The sequence below is a fragment of the Thauera sp. K11 genome (assembly GCF_002354895.1).
In the GTDB taxonomy this organism is placed as follows: Bacteria; Pseudomonadota; Gammaproteobacteria; order Burkholderiales; family Rhodocyclaceae; genus Thauera; species Thauera sinica.
In genome coordinates this window covers 1,298,490-1,313,193 of the sequence record NZ_CP023439.1, presented here as the reverse complement: position 1 = coordinate 1,313,193, position 14,704 = coordinate 1,298,490, and the positions used below count along the sequence as shown (strand labels likewise).

The following is a 14,704-nucleotide window of genomic DNA, read 5'->3' as shown; positions in this document are numbered from 1 at the left end:
CAGGAGCGCAGCCATGCCGCACACCACGACACGCGAGATCCTGTGCACCGTCGGCCCGTCTTCGCTCAACGCGAGCGTGCTCGTCCGGCTGCAGGAACTGGGCGTGAGCCTGTTCCGCATCAATCTCTCCCACACCCGGCTCCAGGATCTGCCCCGGGTCGTCGAATCCATCCGCTCGCACAGCGACGTGCCGATCTGCCTCGACACCGAGGGCGCCCAGGTGCGCACCGGCGACCTGGTGGGCGGGGAGATCGTGCTGCGCGAGAACACCATCGTCTGGGCCCACCGCGATCGGGTGCCGGGCGATCCGCACAACTTCAACCTCTATCCGCTCGACATCGTCGACCAGCTGGAGGAAGGCGATTTCATCAGCATCGACTTCAACGCCGTGCTGGTGCAGGTGACGCAGCGCCTGCCGGACCGCGTGGCGATGCGCGTGATCCACGGCGGCACGGTCGGCCGCAACAAGGCGGTGACGGTGGAGCGCGACCTGCCGCTCGCGCCGCTGACGGCCAAGGACGTCGAGGCGCTGAAATGGGGGCGCCAGAACGGCATCCGGCACGTCGCGCTGTCGTTCGCCAACCGCGGCAGCGACGTCGATGCAGTGCGCCGGCTCGTCGGCGGCGACACCTTCCTGATCTCCAAGATCGAATGCCGCAACGCGCTGCACAACCTGGACGACATCGCGCAGCGCTCCGACGCGCTGCTCATCGACCGCGGCGACCTGTCGCGCCAGGAGCCGATCGAACGCATCCCCAGCCTGCAGAAGATGATCATCCGGCGCGGCGCGGAACTGGGGCGGCGCGTGTACGTGGCGACCAACCTGCTCGAATCGATGATCGACGCGCCGCGCCCGACGCGCGCTGAGGTCAATGACGTGGTCAATACGCTGCTGGACGGCGCCGACGGCCTCGTGCTGGCCGCCGAGACCGCGATCGGCCGCGACCCGGTGGGCTGCGTCGGGATGATCCTGAAGCTGATCCACGAGTACGAGAACTACCGCGACGCCGTCCATGCGTCGCCGCGCCCCTATCGCGCCAACGACGGCCTGTCGCTGCTCGTCGCGCCGCACGGCGGCGAACTCGTCGAACGGCTCGAACCGGAAGCGGGCCGGGATGCGCTCGGCGCGCTGCCCAGGCTCGCCGTCGGCCGCGACGTCCTGCAGGACGCGCAGCACATCGCGCTCGGCACCTTCTCGCCGCTGCGCGGCTTCATGGACGCGGCCACGCTGGAATCGGTGCTGGCGACCCACCGCCTGCCCGACGGCACGCCCTGGCCCATGCCCATCCTGCTGCCGCTGGATGAAGAGGCCGCGGCCGCGCTCGACTCGGCGCCGGCGGCCGGCGCCGTCGTCCTCACCGACGAGGCCGGACGGCCCCATGCCGTCATCCGCGATGCAAGGCCGTTCTCGTTCGACCGCGATACGCTGGCCGCGCAATGGTTCGGCACCCGCTCCGGCGCCCATCCGGGCGTGCAGCGCGTGCGCCGCTGGAGCGGCCGCTTCCTCGCCGGCACGGTGAGCCTGCTGCAGCGCCTGCCGTCGCCGCACCGCGAGTACGAACTGACGCCGCGCGAGAACCGCTTCGTGCTGCAGCACAAGGGCTGGCGCAAGGTGATCGGCGTCCAGGCGCACGGCCCGGCCACGCGCCTCGACGAACACGTGCAGGTCGGTGCGCTCGAGCGCCACAGTGCCGACGGGCTGTTCCTCAACGTCGGCGTCGACGGCGACTCCGGCCGCGGCTTCCCGCCCGACGCCGTGCTGGGCAGCTACCGCCTGATGCTGGATTTCGGCTACTACCCGGCGGGCAAGGCCACCCTCGGCGTGCTGCCGATCTACCGGCGCCACGCCGGCGCCCGCGAGCAGGTGTTCCAGGCGCTGTGCCACAAGAACGTCGGCTGCAGCCACTTCCTGTTCGACCGCCCGGTTCCGGCCGAACCGGCGGACGACGTCCGCGCGCTGCTGGCCGGCCTGGGCGACATCGGCATCACGCCGATCTTCGCCGGCCAGGTCGAATACGACCCCGACACCCAGCGCTACGTGGAGCACGAAGCGAGGAAGCGCCGCGCCGGCAGCCGCCGGGCCGCCGTCCCCGCCGCCGAAGCCCGCGCGACGCTCAGCCGCAACGAACCCCTCCCCGACTGGTTCATGCGCGAGCCCATCCAGGACATGCTCCGCTCCCGCCTGACCGCCCCGAACCAGGAGCGCAGCCATGCCCACGCCCACTGAGCACGGCGCGGTGGCGCCCGCGGAAAACGAGTTCTGGCACAAGGTGGACAAGACCCTGCGCCACCACGCCGGGCGCGCGAAGGTGACCCTGCGCGCCGCGCTGTGGCAGATGAACCAGTGGCCGGCGGACCGGCCGGTGTTCGTCGTCAGCGGCAGCCGCTCCGGCACGCAGATGCTGTACAAGACCCTGTCGCAGTCGCGCGCCATCGGCACGCTGAACCGCGAGATCTACGCGATCTGGTCGCGGCTGCACGCCCCGCACCACAAGCAGTGGCAAAGCCACGTGCTGACCGCCGAGGATGCGGAGCCGGGCGACCGCAGCTTCATCACCCGCTATTTCTACGCCCATACCGGCCAGCACCGCTTCGTCGACAAGAACAACCAGCACGGGCTGGCGGTGCCCTATCTGCATGCGCTGTTTCCCGACGCGCGTTTCGTCTACATCAAGCGCAACCCGGGCGACACGCTCAATTCGATGATCGAGGGCTGGCACCGGCCGGAGCGCTACGCGACCTGGTCTGCCGGCCTGCCGGCCGAAGTGCAGATCGACGGCGGCCGCTTCACGCGCTGGTGCCACTTCCTGCCCGAGGGATGGCGGGACTACCTTGAAGCCCCGCTCGAAGAGGTGAACGCCTTCCAGTACGCGTCCATCCACCGCGCCATCCGCCACGCTTCGCGCAGCATCCCGCCCGCGCAATGGCACGAGGTGTTCTACGAGGACGTGGTGCGCGACCCGGTCGGCGCCAACCGCCGCATCTTCGAGCACTGCGACCTGCCCTTCACCCCCGAGGTGGAAGCGCATTGCCGCGGCCTGCTCGACAAGCCCTACGACGCCTTTTCCGAGATCCGGATCGACAAGTGGCGCGACCAGCGCCACCGCGAGCGCATCGAGCGCGTGCTGCCCGGGCTGGAGGGCCTCGCCCGCGAGATGGGCTATCGCCTGTAGCGGTGCCGGGCTGCCGGACGCCACGGGGGAGCACGCATGAACCTCGCCAGCCTCGACATCTTCCACATCATCGTCACGCTGTCGGCGATCCTCGCCTGCGCGCACCTGGGCGGATTCGCCGCTGCCCGCGCCGGCCTGCCGCCCATGGTGGGCGAGCTGGGCGGGGGGCTCCTCCTCGGCGCCACCGTACTCGAGCGCATCTGGCCGGAAGGCCACGCCTGGCTGCTGCCCGCCGCGCCGGGCGCGGGCGCGCCGGTGCCGCCGGTGCTCACCACGCTGGGCTTTTGCAGCACCATCGGCCTGTTGCTGCTGCTCTTCGTCGGCGGCCTGCAACTGCGCCGCCTGCTGACCCGGGACGACACGGCGGCGGTGGGCTGGATCGCGGCGACGGGCGTCATCGTCCCGGTCGCGGCCGGCCTGCTGCTGCTCGAATTCGTCGATGTCGGCCGCTACGCCGGCAGCGCCGGTCACCTGGCGGCGCTCAGGATCGTGCTGCTGATCGAACTGGCGATCACCAGCATCCCGGTCATCACCCGCATCTTCCTCGACCTCGGCCTGATGCACACGCGGCTCGCCCGCATCGTGCTGTCGGTCGCCGTCATCGAAGACGTGCTGCTGTACGTCGCGCTGTCGATCGCGCTCGGCATGGTCCAGGCTAGGCCGGGGGGCGACGCGTCGATCCCGCATTTCCTCGGCCTGGCGCCCGATTCGGGCGCGTTCATCGCCTGGCACGTCGCCGCCAGCCTCGCCCTGCTCGCCGCGGCGGCGTGGGGCTTCGGCAAGCCGGGGGCGAGCGGAGGCGCGGTACGCGGCGCGATCCACGCCGTCGCGCAGCGCAGCCCGCTGGCCTGGCTGCTCACCTCCATCCTCGTCATCACCGGCGTCGCGATGCTGCTCGGCCTCGCGCCGATGTTCGGCGCCCTCGTCGCCGGCATCGTGGCCTCGAACAATACCGAACCGCCTTTCGCGAAGGCCCAGCAGCAGGTCGAGTCGGTCGGGCTGGCGTTCTTCATCCCGATCTATTTCGCCCTCATCGGCGCCTCGCTCGACCTGATCGGGGATTTCGACTGGGTGCTCACCGCCGGCATCCTCGTCTTCGGCAGCCTCGTCAAGTACGGCGGCGCCCTCGCCGGCGGTGTCATCGCCGGCGAACCGCGCGCGATGGCGAATGCGCTGGCGATCAGCGTCAATGCGCGCGGCGGACCCGGCCTCGTCGTCGCGTCGACCGCGTTTGCGGCCGGCATCATCAACCCGGCGGCCTACACCAGCCTGGTCGTGCTCGCCATCGCCACCTCGGTCGGCGCCGGCCTCGTCCTCGCCCGCATGCTGCGCAGCAACGCGATCGCCGCCGAACTGGCCGGCGAACGCGGACGCGGCTGCGCACCCTCCGCCCCGCAGCCCGCCGACGCCGCGGGCACATCCGGCGGCACCCCGGTTCCAGCGCAACCCGGAGCGGCATAGACGCGCGCAATAGGGTCCGGCCGGCGGTCCGGCCGGGCGGTGGCGCTCAGGCCGCGGCGCGTGCGCCCGCCAAGCCGGCGACGGGGCGGCAGTCCTGCGCCGGACGCCCGATCAGGTAGCCCTGCAGCCCATCCACCGCCAGATCGCGGGCCAGCCGGAGCTGCTCGTCGTTCTCGATGCACTGGCTCACCACCTTCATGCCGAGGCGGCGGATCTCGGGCACCAGCTCCTCCATCACCTTGCGCGCCAGGCTCAACTGCCCGGCGTGGCCCGACAGGCTGCGGTCGAGCTTGACGATGTCGGGCGCCAGTTCCGCGAGGCGGTCGAGGTCCGAGGAATGGCGGCCGAAATTGTCCAGCGCGATGCGGTAGCCCCGCTCGCGGTATTCCGAGATCGCCGCCGCGAGCCGCGCGGGATGGCGGAAACCGTCGTCGGAGATCTCCAGCACGATGCGATCGGGCGCGAGCCCGCAGCGCGACAGGACCGTTTCGAACACCTGCCCGTGGTGGTCCGGCACCGCCTGCACGAGCTGCGAATGCACGTTGAGGGAGAGAAAGCCGCCGGACTGGTCCGGCTGCAGCAGGAAGTTCAGCGCATGCAGCGTGCGCGCGAGGCGATCCAGATGGACCAGTTCGTCGTCGTCGCCGGCCTCGAGGAACACCGCCTGGGCCGGAAGCCCGTCGCCCTGGCCGTCCACCGCCTGCAGATGGGCTTCATGACCGATCGTCCGCGTGCCGTCCGGCGCCACCACCGGCTGGAACAGCGTGCCAAGCACGCGTCCGCCGAAGCGCGCATGCACGCGCCCGTCGACGATGTCGAAGCAGTCTTCCAGCGCACCGCCGCGGACGAATTGGCTGCGCTTGTTGAAGTAATGCACGAGTTCGGTCAGGGGCACGTCGATCTCCGTGGAGGGCAGGTTGATTCCGGGCGGGCAGACACGGTAACGGCAGGGAGTCCGGCGGCAAACCAAGAATTCATGCAGTCCATATGCCGCGGGAGGCAATCGCCGGCATCGCCGCAGGCCGCGGCCCGCCGGGCGTTTCCGCCCCGGCGGGCGGACGCCGCCGCGGCGCGGGCCATGTCGATTTTTCCGCCCGCCGTACGTCGTGATAGCAGGAGGCGGGCAATAACGCGACCCCCTCGATCCGCCACGGAGATAGTCATGCGCTTTCTGATCATCGTCTACGCCACCACCGAATCGGAAGCGGGCGCCCTGCCCGCCGCAAGCCTGAGCGCCCGGATGGCCGGCTACCACGAAGAGCTGGCCCGGGCCGGCGCGCTGCTCGACGCCTCGGGGCTCGCGCCCACGTCGGCGGGCTGGCGCATCCGCTACGACGATGCCGGCCGCAGCGTGATCCCCGGACCGTTCTCCGCCGACGGCCGGCTGGTGGCCGGCTACACGCTGATCCAGGCGCGCTCGCGCGAGGAAGCGCTGGAATGGACGCGGCGCTTCCCCAACCCGCGCGGCGAAGGCCGGGCGGCCGAGATCGAGGTGCGCCCGCTGTACGACATCGACGGCCTCCCGCCGCCGGACGCCGTCGAGCGCCCGCGTGCGCCGGACGTGGACGGCTGAGGCGGAAAGATCCGCTTGCATGTCGATTCCACCCTGCGCCATGCGTCGACCACAATGAAACGGGTCCCTCGCCCGCTTCCCTCCCTCCACTCCCCGACAAGGAGACAAGCATGAGTTCCGTACAAGCCATCCCCGCCGGCATGACCGCGGTCACCCCGCACCTCGTCTGCGCCGATGCGGCCAAGGCCATCGACTTCTACGTGCGCGCCTTCGGCGCCGCCGAGCACGGACGCCTCACCGGCCCCGACGGCCGGCTGTGGCACGCCCTCATCACCATCGGCGGCGCGGCGGTGATGCTGGTCGACGAATTCCCCGAGATGGGATCGGTCGGCCCGCTCGCGCTCAAGGGCTCGCCGGTGACGATCCACCTCTACGTCGAGGACGTGGACGCCGCCGTCGAGCGCGCGGTGGCGGCCGGCGCCCGCGCCACCATGCCGGTGGCCGACATGTTCTGGGGCGATCGCTACGGCCAGTTGGAAGACCCCTTCGGCCACCGCTGGTCGGTGGCCACCCACGTGCGCGACGTGAGCCCGGAAGAAATCGCCGCCGCGGCCGCCAAGGGCTGCCCCTGACGCACGCAGCGGAGAAAACGCCATGACATTCATGCTGCTGATCGTCGAACCCCGCGGCCAGCGCGCCGAGCGCAGCGAAAGCGAGGCCCGCGGCCTGTATGCGCAGATGCAAGCCTTCGGCGACGAACTGAAGGCGCAGGGCTGCTACATCGCCAGCGAATCGCTGCGCCCGGACGAACACGCGGTGCGCGTCGCCGCGCCCGCCGGCACGCCGCAACTGCGCGACGGCCCGTTCGCCGAAGCCAAGGAAATGGTCGGCGGCTTCTTCCTCATCGAGGCCGCCAGCCGCGAAGAAGCCGTCGCCATCGCCAGCCGCTGCCCGGCCGCGCGCTGGGCCACGGTCGAAGTGCGCGAATGCGCCCCCTGCCACGTGCGGTGAATCCGCCCCGCCCGACACCCGCAGCACCCCGAAGGAGAGATGAAATGGACAACACCGGAAAGTACGTCGACGGCTTCCTGATCCCCGTCCCGAAGGACAGGATCGGGCGGTACCGCGAAATCGCCAGCCTCGCCGGCCAGGTGTGGATGGAACACGGCGCCCTGCAGTACTACGAATGCATCGGCGACGACCTGGAGATCAAGGACATGGTGCCCTTCCCCCGCGCGGCCGGCGCCGGGGCGGAAGACGCCGTGATCTTCTCGTGGATCGTCTACGAATCGCGCGCGCACCGCGACGAGGTCAACGCCGCGGTGATGGCCGACCCGCGCATGAAGTCGATGATGAACGACGACGCCCCCCCGTTCGACTGCAAGCGCATGGCCTACGGCGGGTTCCGCACCCTGGTCGTCCTCGACAAGAACTGAGCGGAGACAGCGATGGCCAGGCAGATCTTCATCAACCTCCCGGTGGCCGACCTGAAGGCGGCCATCGCCTTCTTCGCCGCCCTGGGCTTCGCCTTCGACGCGAAATGGACCGACGACACCGCCACCTGCATGATCGCCGGCGACAACATCTTCGTCATGCTGCTGACGCGCGAGCGCTTTGGCGGCTTCACGCCGAAGCCGGTCGCCGACGCCACCCGCAGCACCGAAGTGCTGATCTGCCTGGCGCTCGACAGCCGGGATGCGGTGGACGGCATGGTGCGGGCCGCCGTCGCCGCCGGCGGCACCACCTACAACCAGCCGCAGGACCACGGCTTCATGTACGGCCACGGTTTCCAGGACCTCGACGGCCACATCTGGGAGCTGGTCCACCTCACGCCGCAGGCCGCAGGCGCCGCATGAAGGCGCCGCCGCGGCACCCGCGCGGGCCGTCGCGCGGCGCAAAGGCGCGCCGATGAGGCACGGCGGCGCGGACGCGATCCGGCGCACGGTCGAAGCCGTCTGGCACATCGAGGCGGCGAAGGTCATCGGCCACGTCGCGCGCATCGTGCGCGACGTCGGCCTGGCCGAAGAATTCGCCCAGGATGCGCTGGTCGCCGCGCTGGAGCACTGGCCGGCCGCCGGCGTCCCCGACAGGCCCGGCGCATGGCTGCTGACGGCCGCCCGGCGGCGTGCGCTCGACCACCTCCGCCACGAGCGCACCGCCGCCGCCAGGGCCGCCGAACTCGGCCACGAACTCGATCTGCGCCACGAACTGGCGAGCGACGCGCTGGCCGAGCAGGTCGACGCCGCCCTCGACGACGACATCGGCGACGACCCGTTGCGCCTCATCTTCGCCGCCTGCCACCCCGTGCTCTCGCCCGACGCCCGCTGCGCGCTCACCCTGCGCCTGATGGGCGGGCTCACCACCGAGGAAATCGCCCGCGCCTACCTCAAGCCCGAACCCACCATCGCCCAGCGCATCGTGCGCGCCAAGCGCACCCTGGCCGCGGCGCGCGTACCCTTCGAAGTGCCGCCGGCGCACGAACTGCGCGAGCGCCTCGCGCCGGTGCTCGAAGTCCTCTACCTGATCTTCAACGAAGGCTATTCCGCCACCTCGGGCAACGACTGGATGCGCCCGGCGCTGTGCGAGGAAGCGGTGCGCCTGGGCCGCGTGCTCGCCGGCCTGATGCCGGCGGAAGGCGAAGTGCTCGGCCTGCTCGCGCTGATGGAGATCCAGTCCTCGCGCCTGAAGGCCCGCGTGGCGCCCGACGGCGAACCCGTGCTGCTGCTCGACCAGGACCGCGGCCGCTGGGACCGCCTGCTGATCCGCCGCGGCCTCGACGCGCTGGCCCGCGCCGAAGCCCTGCCCGGCCCGCTCGGCCCCTACGCCCTGCAGGCCGCCATCGCCGCCTGCCACGCCCGCGCGCCGACGCGCGAACACACCGACTGGCAGCGCATCGCCGCGCTCTACGACGCGCTGGCGCAGGTCGCGCCTTCCCCGGTGGTCACCCTCAACCGTGCGGTCGCGGTGTCGATGGCCTTCGGCCCCGCGGCCGGACTGGAGATCGTCGACGGCCTCGCCGGCGATCCGCAACTGCAGCACTACCACCTGCTGCCCAGCGTGCGCGGCGACCTGCTGACGCGGCTGGACCGCCCCGGCGAAGCGCGGGCGGAATTCGAGCGCGCCGCCGAACTCACCCGCAACGCCCGCGAACGCGCCCTGCTGCTGGCGCGGGCGGCACGCTGCGGCCGCCGCGGCTAGACCGGACGAAACGCAAGGGCAGCCGGAGAGTGCGGCAACGCCGCCCGAAATGCGGGCGGGCACGGCGGGCCATGCCTTTCGGCGAGGGCCGAACGGACCAATACATCGACATTTCAGTTCGCCTGTTCGTCATGGGCGGCCGCTAAGCTTGCGCACTTGTCATGCAGACTCGAGTGTGCCCATGCCGTCCCTCATCCGCCGCCGTTTCCCGCGTCTGGCGAACGTGTTGTCTGCCTGTCTGGCAGCGCTGGCATGCCTCGCGTTCGCGCCCAATGCCGCCGCCGCGACCGGTTGCACCTACCTCAACTTCTCGCTCGGCTTCGAACTGGTCGCCGTCGAAGGCCCCAACGCCGCCGGCGAATACCGCTATGCCACCACCGGGCTGCGCTGCAGCAGCGCAGGGGAGGTGATCTACGATTCGGGCACCGGCCTGAGCCTTCCCTACGACATGGGCTGGAGAGATCCCGTCACGCTGGTGTCCGCCTTCCAGAGCGCATTCGGCTCTCCCGTGGGGCGCCTCTACGTTTCCGGTTGCGGCACCCACCTGCTGTTCGTCAACCGGTTCTGGTCGGCGTCGCGGAGCATCGCCGGGATACCGATCAGCCATCCGGTCAGCACCACCCCCTACGTCGACGTGTTCGAGAGCCCGATCTTCCTGCAACCGGGCACGAACATCGGCATCGCGAAAGACCCGACGACGCAATCGTGCGCCTTGCGCCCGGACAGCGGCCTCAATAACGGCATGTGCATGGCAGGCGTGGACAACGGCCTGGGCAGCACCACCGACAACGGCACCAATCCGATCAACCCCGCGTGGCGGGGCAACAAGACGCAGCGCGAGACCGATTTCACCGGCGAAGGCGCATCGCCGCTGAGCTTCGTGCGGACCTACAGCAGCCGCGCCGCGCGCGTGGCCGGCCTGACGAAAGGCTTCGACAGCAGCATCGCGGGCCAGTGGACGCACACCTACCAGCGCTCGCTGCAACTGTTCGTGCCCTACCTCAACACCGGGGTCAACACGGTGCAGTCGGCGGCGGTGTTCCGCCCAGACGGCAAGATCGTGGTGTTCAGGCCGTCGGGCAGCAACTGGGTTGCCGCGACGGGCGGCGTGGCCGACACGCTTGCGAAGCAGAGCGACGGCACCTGGCGCTACGTGACGAGCGCGGGCGAGGTCGAGATCTACAGCGCGGCCGGCAGGCTCGTCTCGATCACGAGCCCGGAAGGGATCGCGCAGACGCTGGCCTACGATGCGAACGGGCGGCTGGCCACGGTCACCGATCCGTTCGGCCGTGCGCTCGCCTTCGGCCACGACGCCGGCGGCCGCCTGACGAGCCTCACCGAACCGGGCGGCGGCGTCATCCAGTACGGCTACGACACCCAGGGCAACCTGGCGTCGGCCACCTACCCCGGCGGCCAGGCGCGCACCTACCACTACGAGAACGCGAATTTCCCGAAGGCGCTGACCGGCATCGGCGACGAGAGCGGCCAGCGCTACGCGAGCTTCGCCTACGACGGCCAGGGCCGGGCGATCTCGAGCGAGCATGGTGCCGCCGGCAGCGGCATCGACCACCACGGCGTCACCTACAACGCCAACGGCACGGTCACGATCCAGGACGCGCTGTCGAGCAGCCGCACCTTCACCTACCAGGACCAGTTCAACACCGCCAAGCTCATCAATGCGAGCCAGCCGGGCGGCTCGGGCTGCGGTCCGTCGGCGCAGAGCGTGAGCTACGCCTCGAACGGCTTCGTGCAACGCCGCACCAACTTCAACAACGTGCAGACCACCTATGTACACGACGGCCGCGGCCTGCAGACGCAGCGGGTCGAAGCTGCGGGCAAGCCCGAAGCGCGCACGATCTCGACCCAGTGGCACGGCGACTGGCGGCTGCCGGCCAGGGTGGCCGAACCCAAGAAGCGCACCACCTACGTCTACAACGGCGACGGCGGCGTCTACTGCGCCCCGCAGGACGCCACGGTGCCCGGCCCGACCGGCACGCGTCCGCTGGGCGTGCTGTGTTCGCGCACCGAAGAAGCCACCACCGACGCCAACGGCAGCCAGGGCTTCAATGCCACGCTCGCGGGCACGCCGGCGCGTGCCTGGCAGTGGACCTACGACGCGCGCGGCCAGGTGCTGAGCGAGAACGGCCCGAGGACCGACGTCAATGACGTCACCACCTACGGCTACTACACCGACGCCACCCCCGATCACGCCGCGGGCGATCTCGCCACGGTCACCAACGCGCTCGGCCACCTCACCCGCATCACCGCCTACGACGGCGCGGGCCGTCCGCTCACGGTGATCGACGCCAACGGCAACACCATCACCTACGCGTACTGGCCGCGCGGCGGGTTGAGAAGCGTGACGCTCGCGGGCAAGACCACCACCTACGACTACACCGCCTGGGGCGGCCTACAGCGCATCACCCGCCCCAACGGCGGTTTCACCGACTACCGGTACGACAGCGCCCACCGGCTCATCGGCATGAGCGATAGCCGCGGCGACACGCTGCACTACGTGCTGGACAACGCGGGCAACGTGCTACAGACCGACTGGACCAACCCCGATGCCTCGATCGCGCGCAGCCAGCGCTTCGCCTTCGATGCATTGGGCCGCCTGCAGCACCTGATCGAGACCCGCAACGGCGAGGACGTCTCGACGCTGTACGGCTACGACGCCAACGGCAACCGCACGAGCGACGCCAGCTTCCGGGGCAAGACCACCACCACCGAGTACGACGGCCTGGACCGCCCGCTGCGGATCACCGATCCGCTCGCCGGCCTCACCCAGCTCGCCTACGACGGCCAGGACCGCCTGACCGGCCTCACCGCGCCCAACCAGGCCGCGACCAGCTTCACCATCGACGGCCTGGGCAACGTACAGGAAGCATCCGCCGACCGCGGCAGCCGGCCGGCCACCTTCGATGCGGCGGGCAACCTCAAGACCCTGAGCGACGGGCGCGGCACCACCGCGAGCTTCACCTACGACGCGCTCAACCGCCCGCTCACCATCGCCTACCCGCAAAGCGGAGAGAACGTCACCTACACCTGGGACACCGGCTGCGCGAACGGCATCGGCCGGCTGTGCCAGGCGAGCGACAAGCTGGGGAGCACGCGCTACGCGTACGACGCCCGCGGCAACCTCGAGAGCGAGACCCGCACCATCGGCACGGTGAGCCTGACCACCCGGTACACCTACGACGACGCCGACCGGCCGATCACCACGATCACCCCCTCGGGCAAGGTGCTCACCACGAGCCGCGATGCGGACGGGCGCATCGGCAAGGTCGCCGGGGACGTGGCGGGGACGCCGATCGATCTGGTCAAGGACGTGCAGACGGACGCCGCGGGCAACGTCACCGCGCAGACCTTCGGCAACGGCACGGGCCTGAGCCGGCAGTTCTCGGACGACGGCCTGCCCATCGGACAAACGGTTACCCAGGCGACACGCCCCCAGGACGGCGACGTGCCGCTGCCGGCCTGGGCCCTGGCGCTGCTCGGTGCGGGGCTGCTCGGTGCGCTGGGACGGCGCCGCGCCGCGCTGGTACTGGTCTTGGGCCTCGCGGCCATGCTCCTGCCGCACACTTCCACATGGGCCCGGGAAACCCTGACCTACGACGCCGACGGCAACATCGTCGAGCGCGCGAGCCCGAGCGGCACCACCACCTACGGCTACGACGCCCTCGGCCGCCTCGACAGCGAAGCCGGCCCCGCCAAGACCCAGTCGCTCGGCTACGACGCCAACGGCAACCGCACGAGCGACGCCGGCGGCAGCCACACCTACACGCCCCACACCAACCGCCCGGCCAGCGTCGCCGGCCAGGCAGTGAGCGTCGATGCCGCGGGCAACGTCACGCAGCTTCGCAACCTCGGCTTCGTCTGGAACCAGGCCGGCTACCTCGCCGAAGTGCGCCAGGGCACCCCGGCCGGTCCCCTGCTCGCCACCTACGACTACGACCACAAGGGCCGGCGGCTGAGAAAGAGCACCACGGCCGCCGCGCCCCAGGGCGCGACGACGACGCTCTACCTCTACGACCACGCCGACCGCCTGCTGGTCGAGGCCGATGGGGCGGGAAACCCAAGAATCACCTACGTCTGGCGCGACGACACCCCCGTCGCGCTGATCCGCCACGGCACGCCAGAGACGGTGCTGTACCTGGAGACGGATCACCTGAACACCCCGAGGGCTGCGCGCAACCAGGCCGGGCAGGTGGTGTGGCGGTGGGAATCGGATGCGTTCGGCAGCACGGCGGCGAACGAAGACCCCGCGGGCACAGGTACCAGCACGACGGTCAATCTGCGGTTTCCGGGGCAGTACTTCGACAAGGAATCAGGGCTGCATTACAACTGGCACCGGTACTATGATCCGAAGAGCGGGCGGTATGTCTCCAGCGATCCGATTGGGGTGGCGGGTGGGGTCAATACATACGGCTATGTCGGGGGAGATCCGATTTCGAGGATCGATCCTACTGGGAGAATATTCTTCATTCCTGCGCTGATTGGTGCTGCCTGGGGTACAGGCGGATCAGTCACCGCATGGGGTTTGGGCGGTTTAGGTGTTCTGGGTGCAAGCTGGTGGATCATTGAACAAAGCAAGACACCGAATACAGGTGAAGCCGGCTCTTGTCATATCAACCCAGGCAGTGGCCAGGAACGCAAATATGGTGCCGACGGACTGCCTGAATGGGACATAGACTGGGATCACGATCACGGACAGGGTATTCCACACGGGCATAATTGGGATCGCGGTCCAAGTGGAGAGCCAATACGTGGTCCAGGTGTTCCGATTTCTCCTGTCCCGAGAGACCGTGAAAGGGGGCAATAACTGTGAATACTGAGTGTTCTTTATCTTTACATGATGCTGAATTGGTGGCAGTAGCTGTTGATCGCCACAAAGCAGTTGCATGCCTAGATTTTTGTCTTGAGGACAGGAGCCGTCATGTGGTCGAGTTGCGCGGCCTTAAGTCATTCCGCTGCGAAGACCTAACATTACAGAACGTCGTCAATAGGGTTCTTCGCTCCTCCAGCAAGGAATTTTCTGCCGAATATCTCGCCTATTGGACAATATGGAGTACAAGTCTTTCGGATTCAGTCTCATGGTTAAGCGAACAACGCAGGCAAGAGTGGATAGATGCATACGCAAGTGGAGCGTTGGAATTGGTTGTCTTAGAACCATCGGCGGGAGCACAGCTTGCCGCAGTGTGTGAGAAACTTGTATTATTAACCCGGCAATCATCAAGACCCTGAGCGACGGGCGCGGCACCACCGCGAGCTTCACCTACGACGCGCTCAACCGCCCGCTCACCGTCGCCTACCCGCAAAGCGGAGAGAACGTCACCTACACCTGGGACACCGGCTGCGC

The 14,704-nt window shown here is 69.5% G+C and carries 11 protein-coding genes; 10 read left to right on the top strand and 1 reads right to left on the bottom strand.

Going from position 1 to position 14,704, the window contains the following annotated elements:
• Positions 1–13: 13 nt before the first annotated feature.
• The 3 genes from CCZ27_RS05740 to CCZ27_RS05730 are packed head-to-tail and all read left to right on the top strand — an operon-like array spanning position 14 to position 4,634.
• On the top strand, positions 14–2,227 hold the full coding sequence (locus CCZ27_RS05740) for a pyruvate kinase (protein WP_096446382.1): 2,214 nt from the start codon (positions 14–16) through the stop codon (positions 2,225–2,227).
• The gene (locus CCZ27_RS05735; protein WP_096446380.1) at positions 2,211–3,173 is read left to right on the top strand and encodes a sulfotransferase family protein; all 963 of its coding nucleotides are present in this window, start codon (positions 2,211–2,213) and stop codon (positions 3,171–3,173) included. Before CCZ27_RS05740 ends, CCZ27_RS05735 begins: the two co-directional genes overlap by 17 nt.
• Positions 3,174–3,209: 36 nt before the next feature.
• Entirely contained in the window at positions 3,210–4,634 is a 1,425-nt protein-coding gene (locus CCZ27_RS05730; protein WP_096446378.1) for a cation:proton antiporter, read from the top strand.
• Positions 4,635–4,680: 46 nt separating this feature from the next.
• Here the strand turns inward: CCZ27_RS05730 and CCZ27_RS05725 are convergent, their stop codons facing one another.
• Positions 4,681–5,529, bottom strand: coding sequence for an EAL domain-containing protein (locus CCZ27_RS05725; protein WP_096446376.1), 849 nt, complete (start codon positions 5,527–5,529; stop codon positions 4,681–4,683).
• A gap of 267 nt (positions 5,530–5,796) precedes the next feature.
• Between CCZ27_RS05725 and CCZ27_RS05720 the strand changes: the two genes are divergently transcribed.
• The 7 genes from CCZ27_RS05720 (at position 5,797) to CCZ27_RS05690 (ending at position 14,167) form a co-directional block, all read left to right on the top strand.
• Positions 5,797–6,207, top strand: a complete 411-nt coding sequence (locus tag CCZ27_RS05720; protein ID WP_096446374.1) for a YciI family protein — start codon at positions 5,797–5,799, stop codon at positions 6,205–6,207.
• A 110-nt stretch (positions 6,208–6,317) separates the two neighbouring features.
• On the top strand, positions 6,318–6,779 hold the full coding sequence (locus CCZ27_RS05715; RefSeq protein ID WP_096446372.1) for a VOC family protein: 462 nt from the start codon (positions 6,318–6,320) through the stop codon (positions 6,777–6,779).
• Between the two features lie 22 nt (positions 6,780–6,801).
• Complete coding sequence (locus CCZ27_RS05710) at positions 6,802–7,158, top strand: YciI family protein (protein WP_096446370.1); 357 nt, start codon at positions 6,802–6,804, stop codon at positions 7,156–7,158.
• Between the two features lie 44 nt (positions 7,159–7,202).
• Positions 7,203–7,583 (top strand): DUF1428 domain-containing protein, encoded by a 381-nt coding sequence (locus CCZ27_RS05705; RefSeq protein ID WP_096446368.1) that lies wholly within the window; start codon positions 7,203–7,205, stop codon positions 7,581–7,583.
• Positions 7,584–7,595: 12 nt separating this feature from the next.
• Entirely contained in the window at positions 7,596–8,003 is a 408-nt protein-coding gene (locus CCZ27_RS05700; RefSeq protein ID WP_096446366.1) for a VOC family protein, read from the top strand.
• A 52-nt stretch (positions 8,004–8,055) separates the two neighbouring features.
• Positions 8,056–9,345, top strand: a complete 1,290-nt coding sequence (locus tag CCZ27_RS05695) for an RNA polymerase sigma factor (RefSeq protein WP_096446364.1) — start codon at positions 8,056–8,058, stop codon at positions 9,343–9,345.
• 181 nt (positions 9,346–9,526) lie between these two features.
• On the top strand, positions 9,527–14,167 hold the full coding sequence (locus CCZ27_RS05690) for an RHS repeat-associated core domain-containing protein (protein ID WP_198363276.1): 4,641 nt from the start codon (positions 9,527–9,529) through the stop codon (positions 14,165–14,167).
• The last annotated feature ends 537 nt before the right edge of the window (positions 14,168–14,704 follow it).

What these genes read in the sequence shown, in the direction of transcription:
- CCZ27_RS05740 (WP_096446382.1), top strand. Translation starts at nt 14, where the DNA reads ATGCCGCACACCACGACACGCGAGATCCTGTGCACCGTCGGCCCGTCT.
- CCZ27_RS05735 (WP_096446380.1), top strand. Translation starts at nt 2,211, where the DNA reads ATGCCCACGCCCACTGAGCACGGCGCGGTGGCGCCCGCGGAAAACGAG.
- CCZ27_RS05730 (WP_096446378.1), top strand. Translation starts at nt 3,210, where the DNA reads ATGAACCTCGCCAGCCTCGACATCTTCCACATCATCGTCACGCTGTCG.
- CCZ27_RS05720 (WP_096446374.1), top strand. Translation starts at nt 5,797, where the DNA reads ATGCGCTTTCTGATCATCGTCTACGCCACCACCGAATCGGAAGCGGGC.
- CCZ27_RS05715 (WP_096446372.1), top strand. Translation starts at nt 6,318, where the DNA reads ATGAGTTCCGTACAAGCCATCCCCGCCGGCATGACCGCGGTCACCCCG.
- CCZ27_RS05710 (WP_096446370.1), top strand. Translation starts at nt 6,802, where the DNA reads ATGACATTCATGCTGCTGATCGTCGAACCCCGCGGCCAGCGCGCCGAG.
- CCZ27_RS05705 (WP_096446368.1), top strand. Translation starts at nt 7,203, where the DNA reads ATGGACAACACCGGAAAGTACGTCGACGGCTTCCTGATCCCCGTCCCG.
- CCZ27_RS05700 (WP_096446366.1), top strand. Translation starts at nt 7,596, where the DNA reads ATGGCCAGGCAGATCTTCATCAACCTCCCGGTGGCCGACCTGAAGGCG.
- CCZ27_RS05695 (WP_096446364.1), top strand. Translation starts at nt 8,056, where the DNA reads ATGAGGCACGGCGGCGCGGACGCGATCCGGCGCACGGTCGAAGCCGTC.
- CCZ27_RS05690 (WP_198363276.1), top strand. Translation starts at nt 9,527, where the DNA reads ATGCCGTCCCTCATCCGCCGCCGTTTCCCGCGTCTGGCGAACGTGTTG.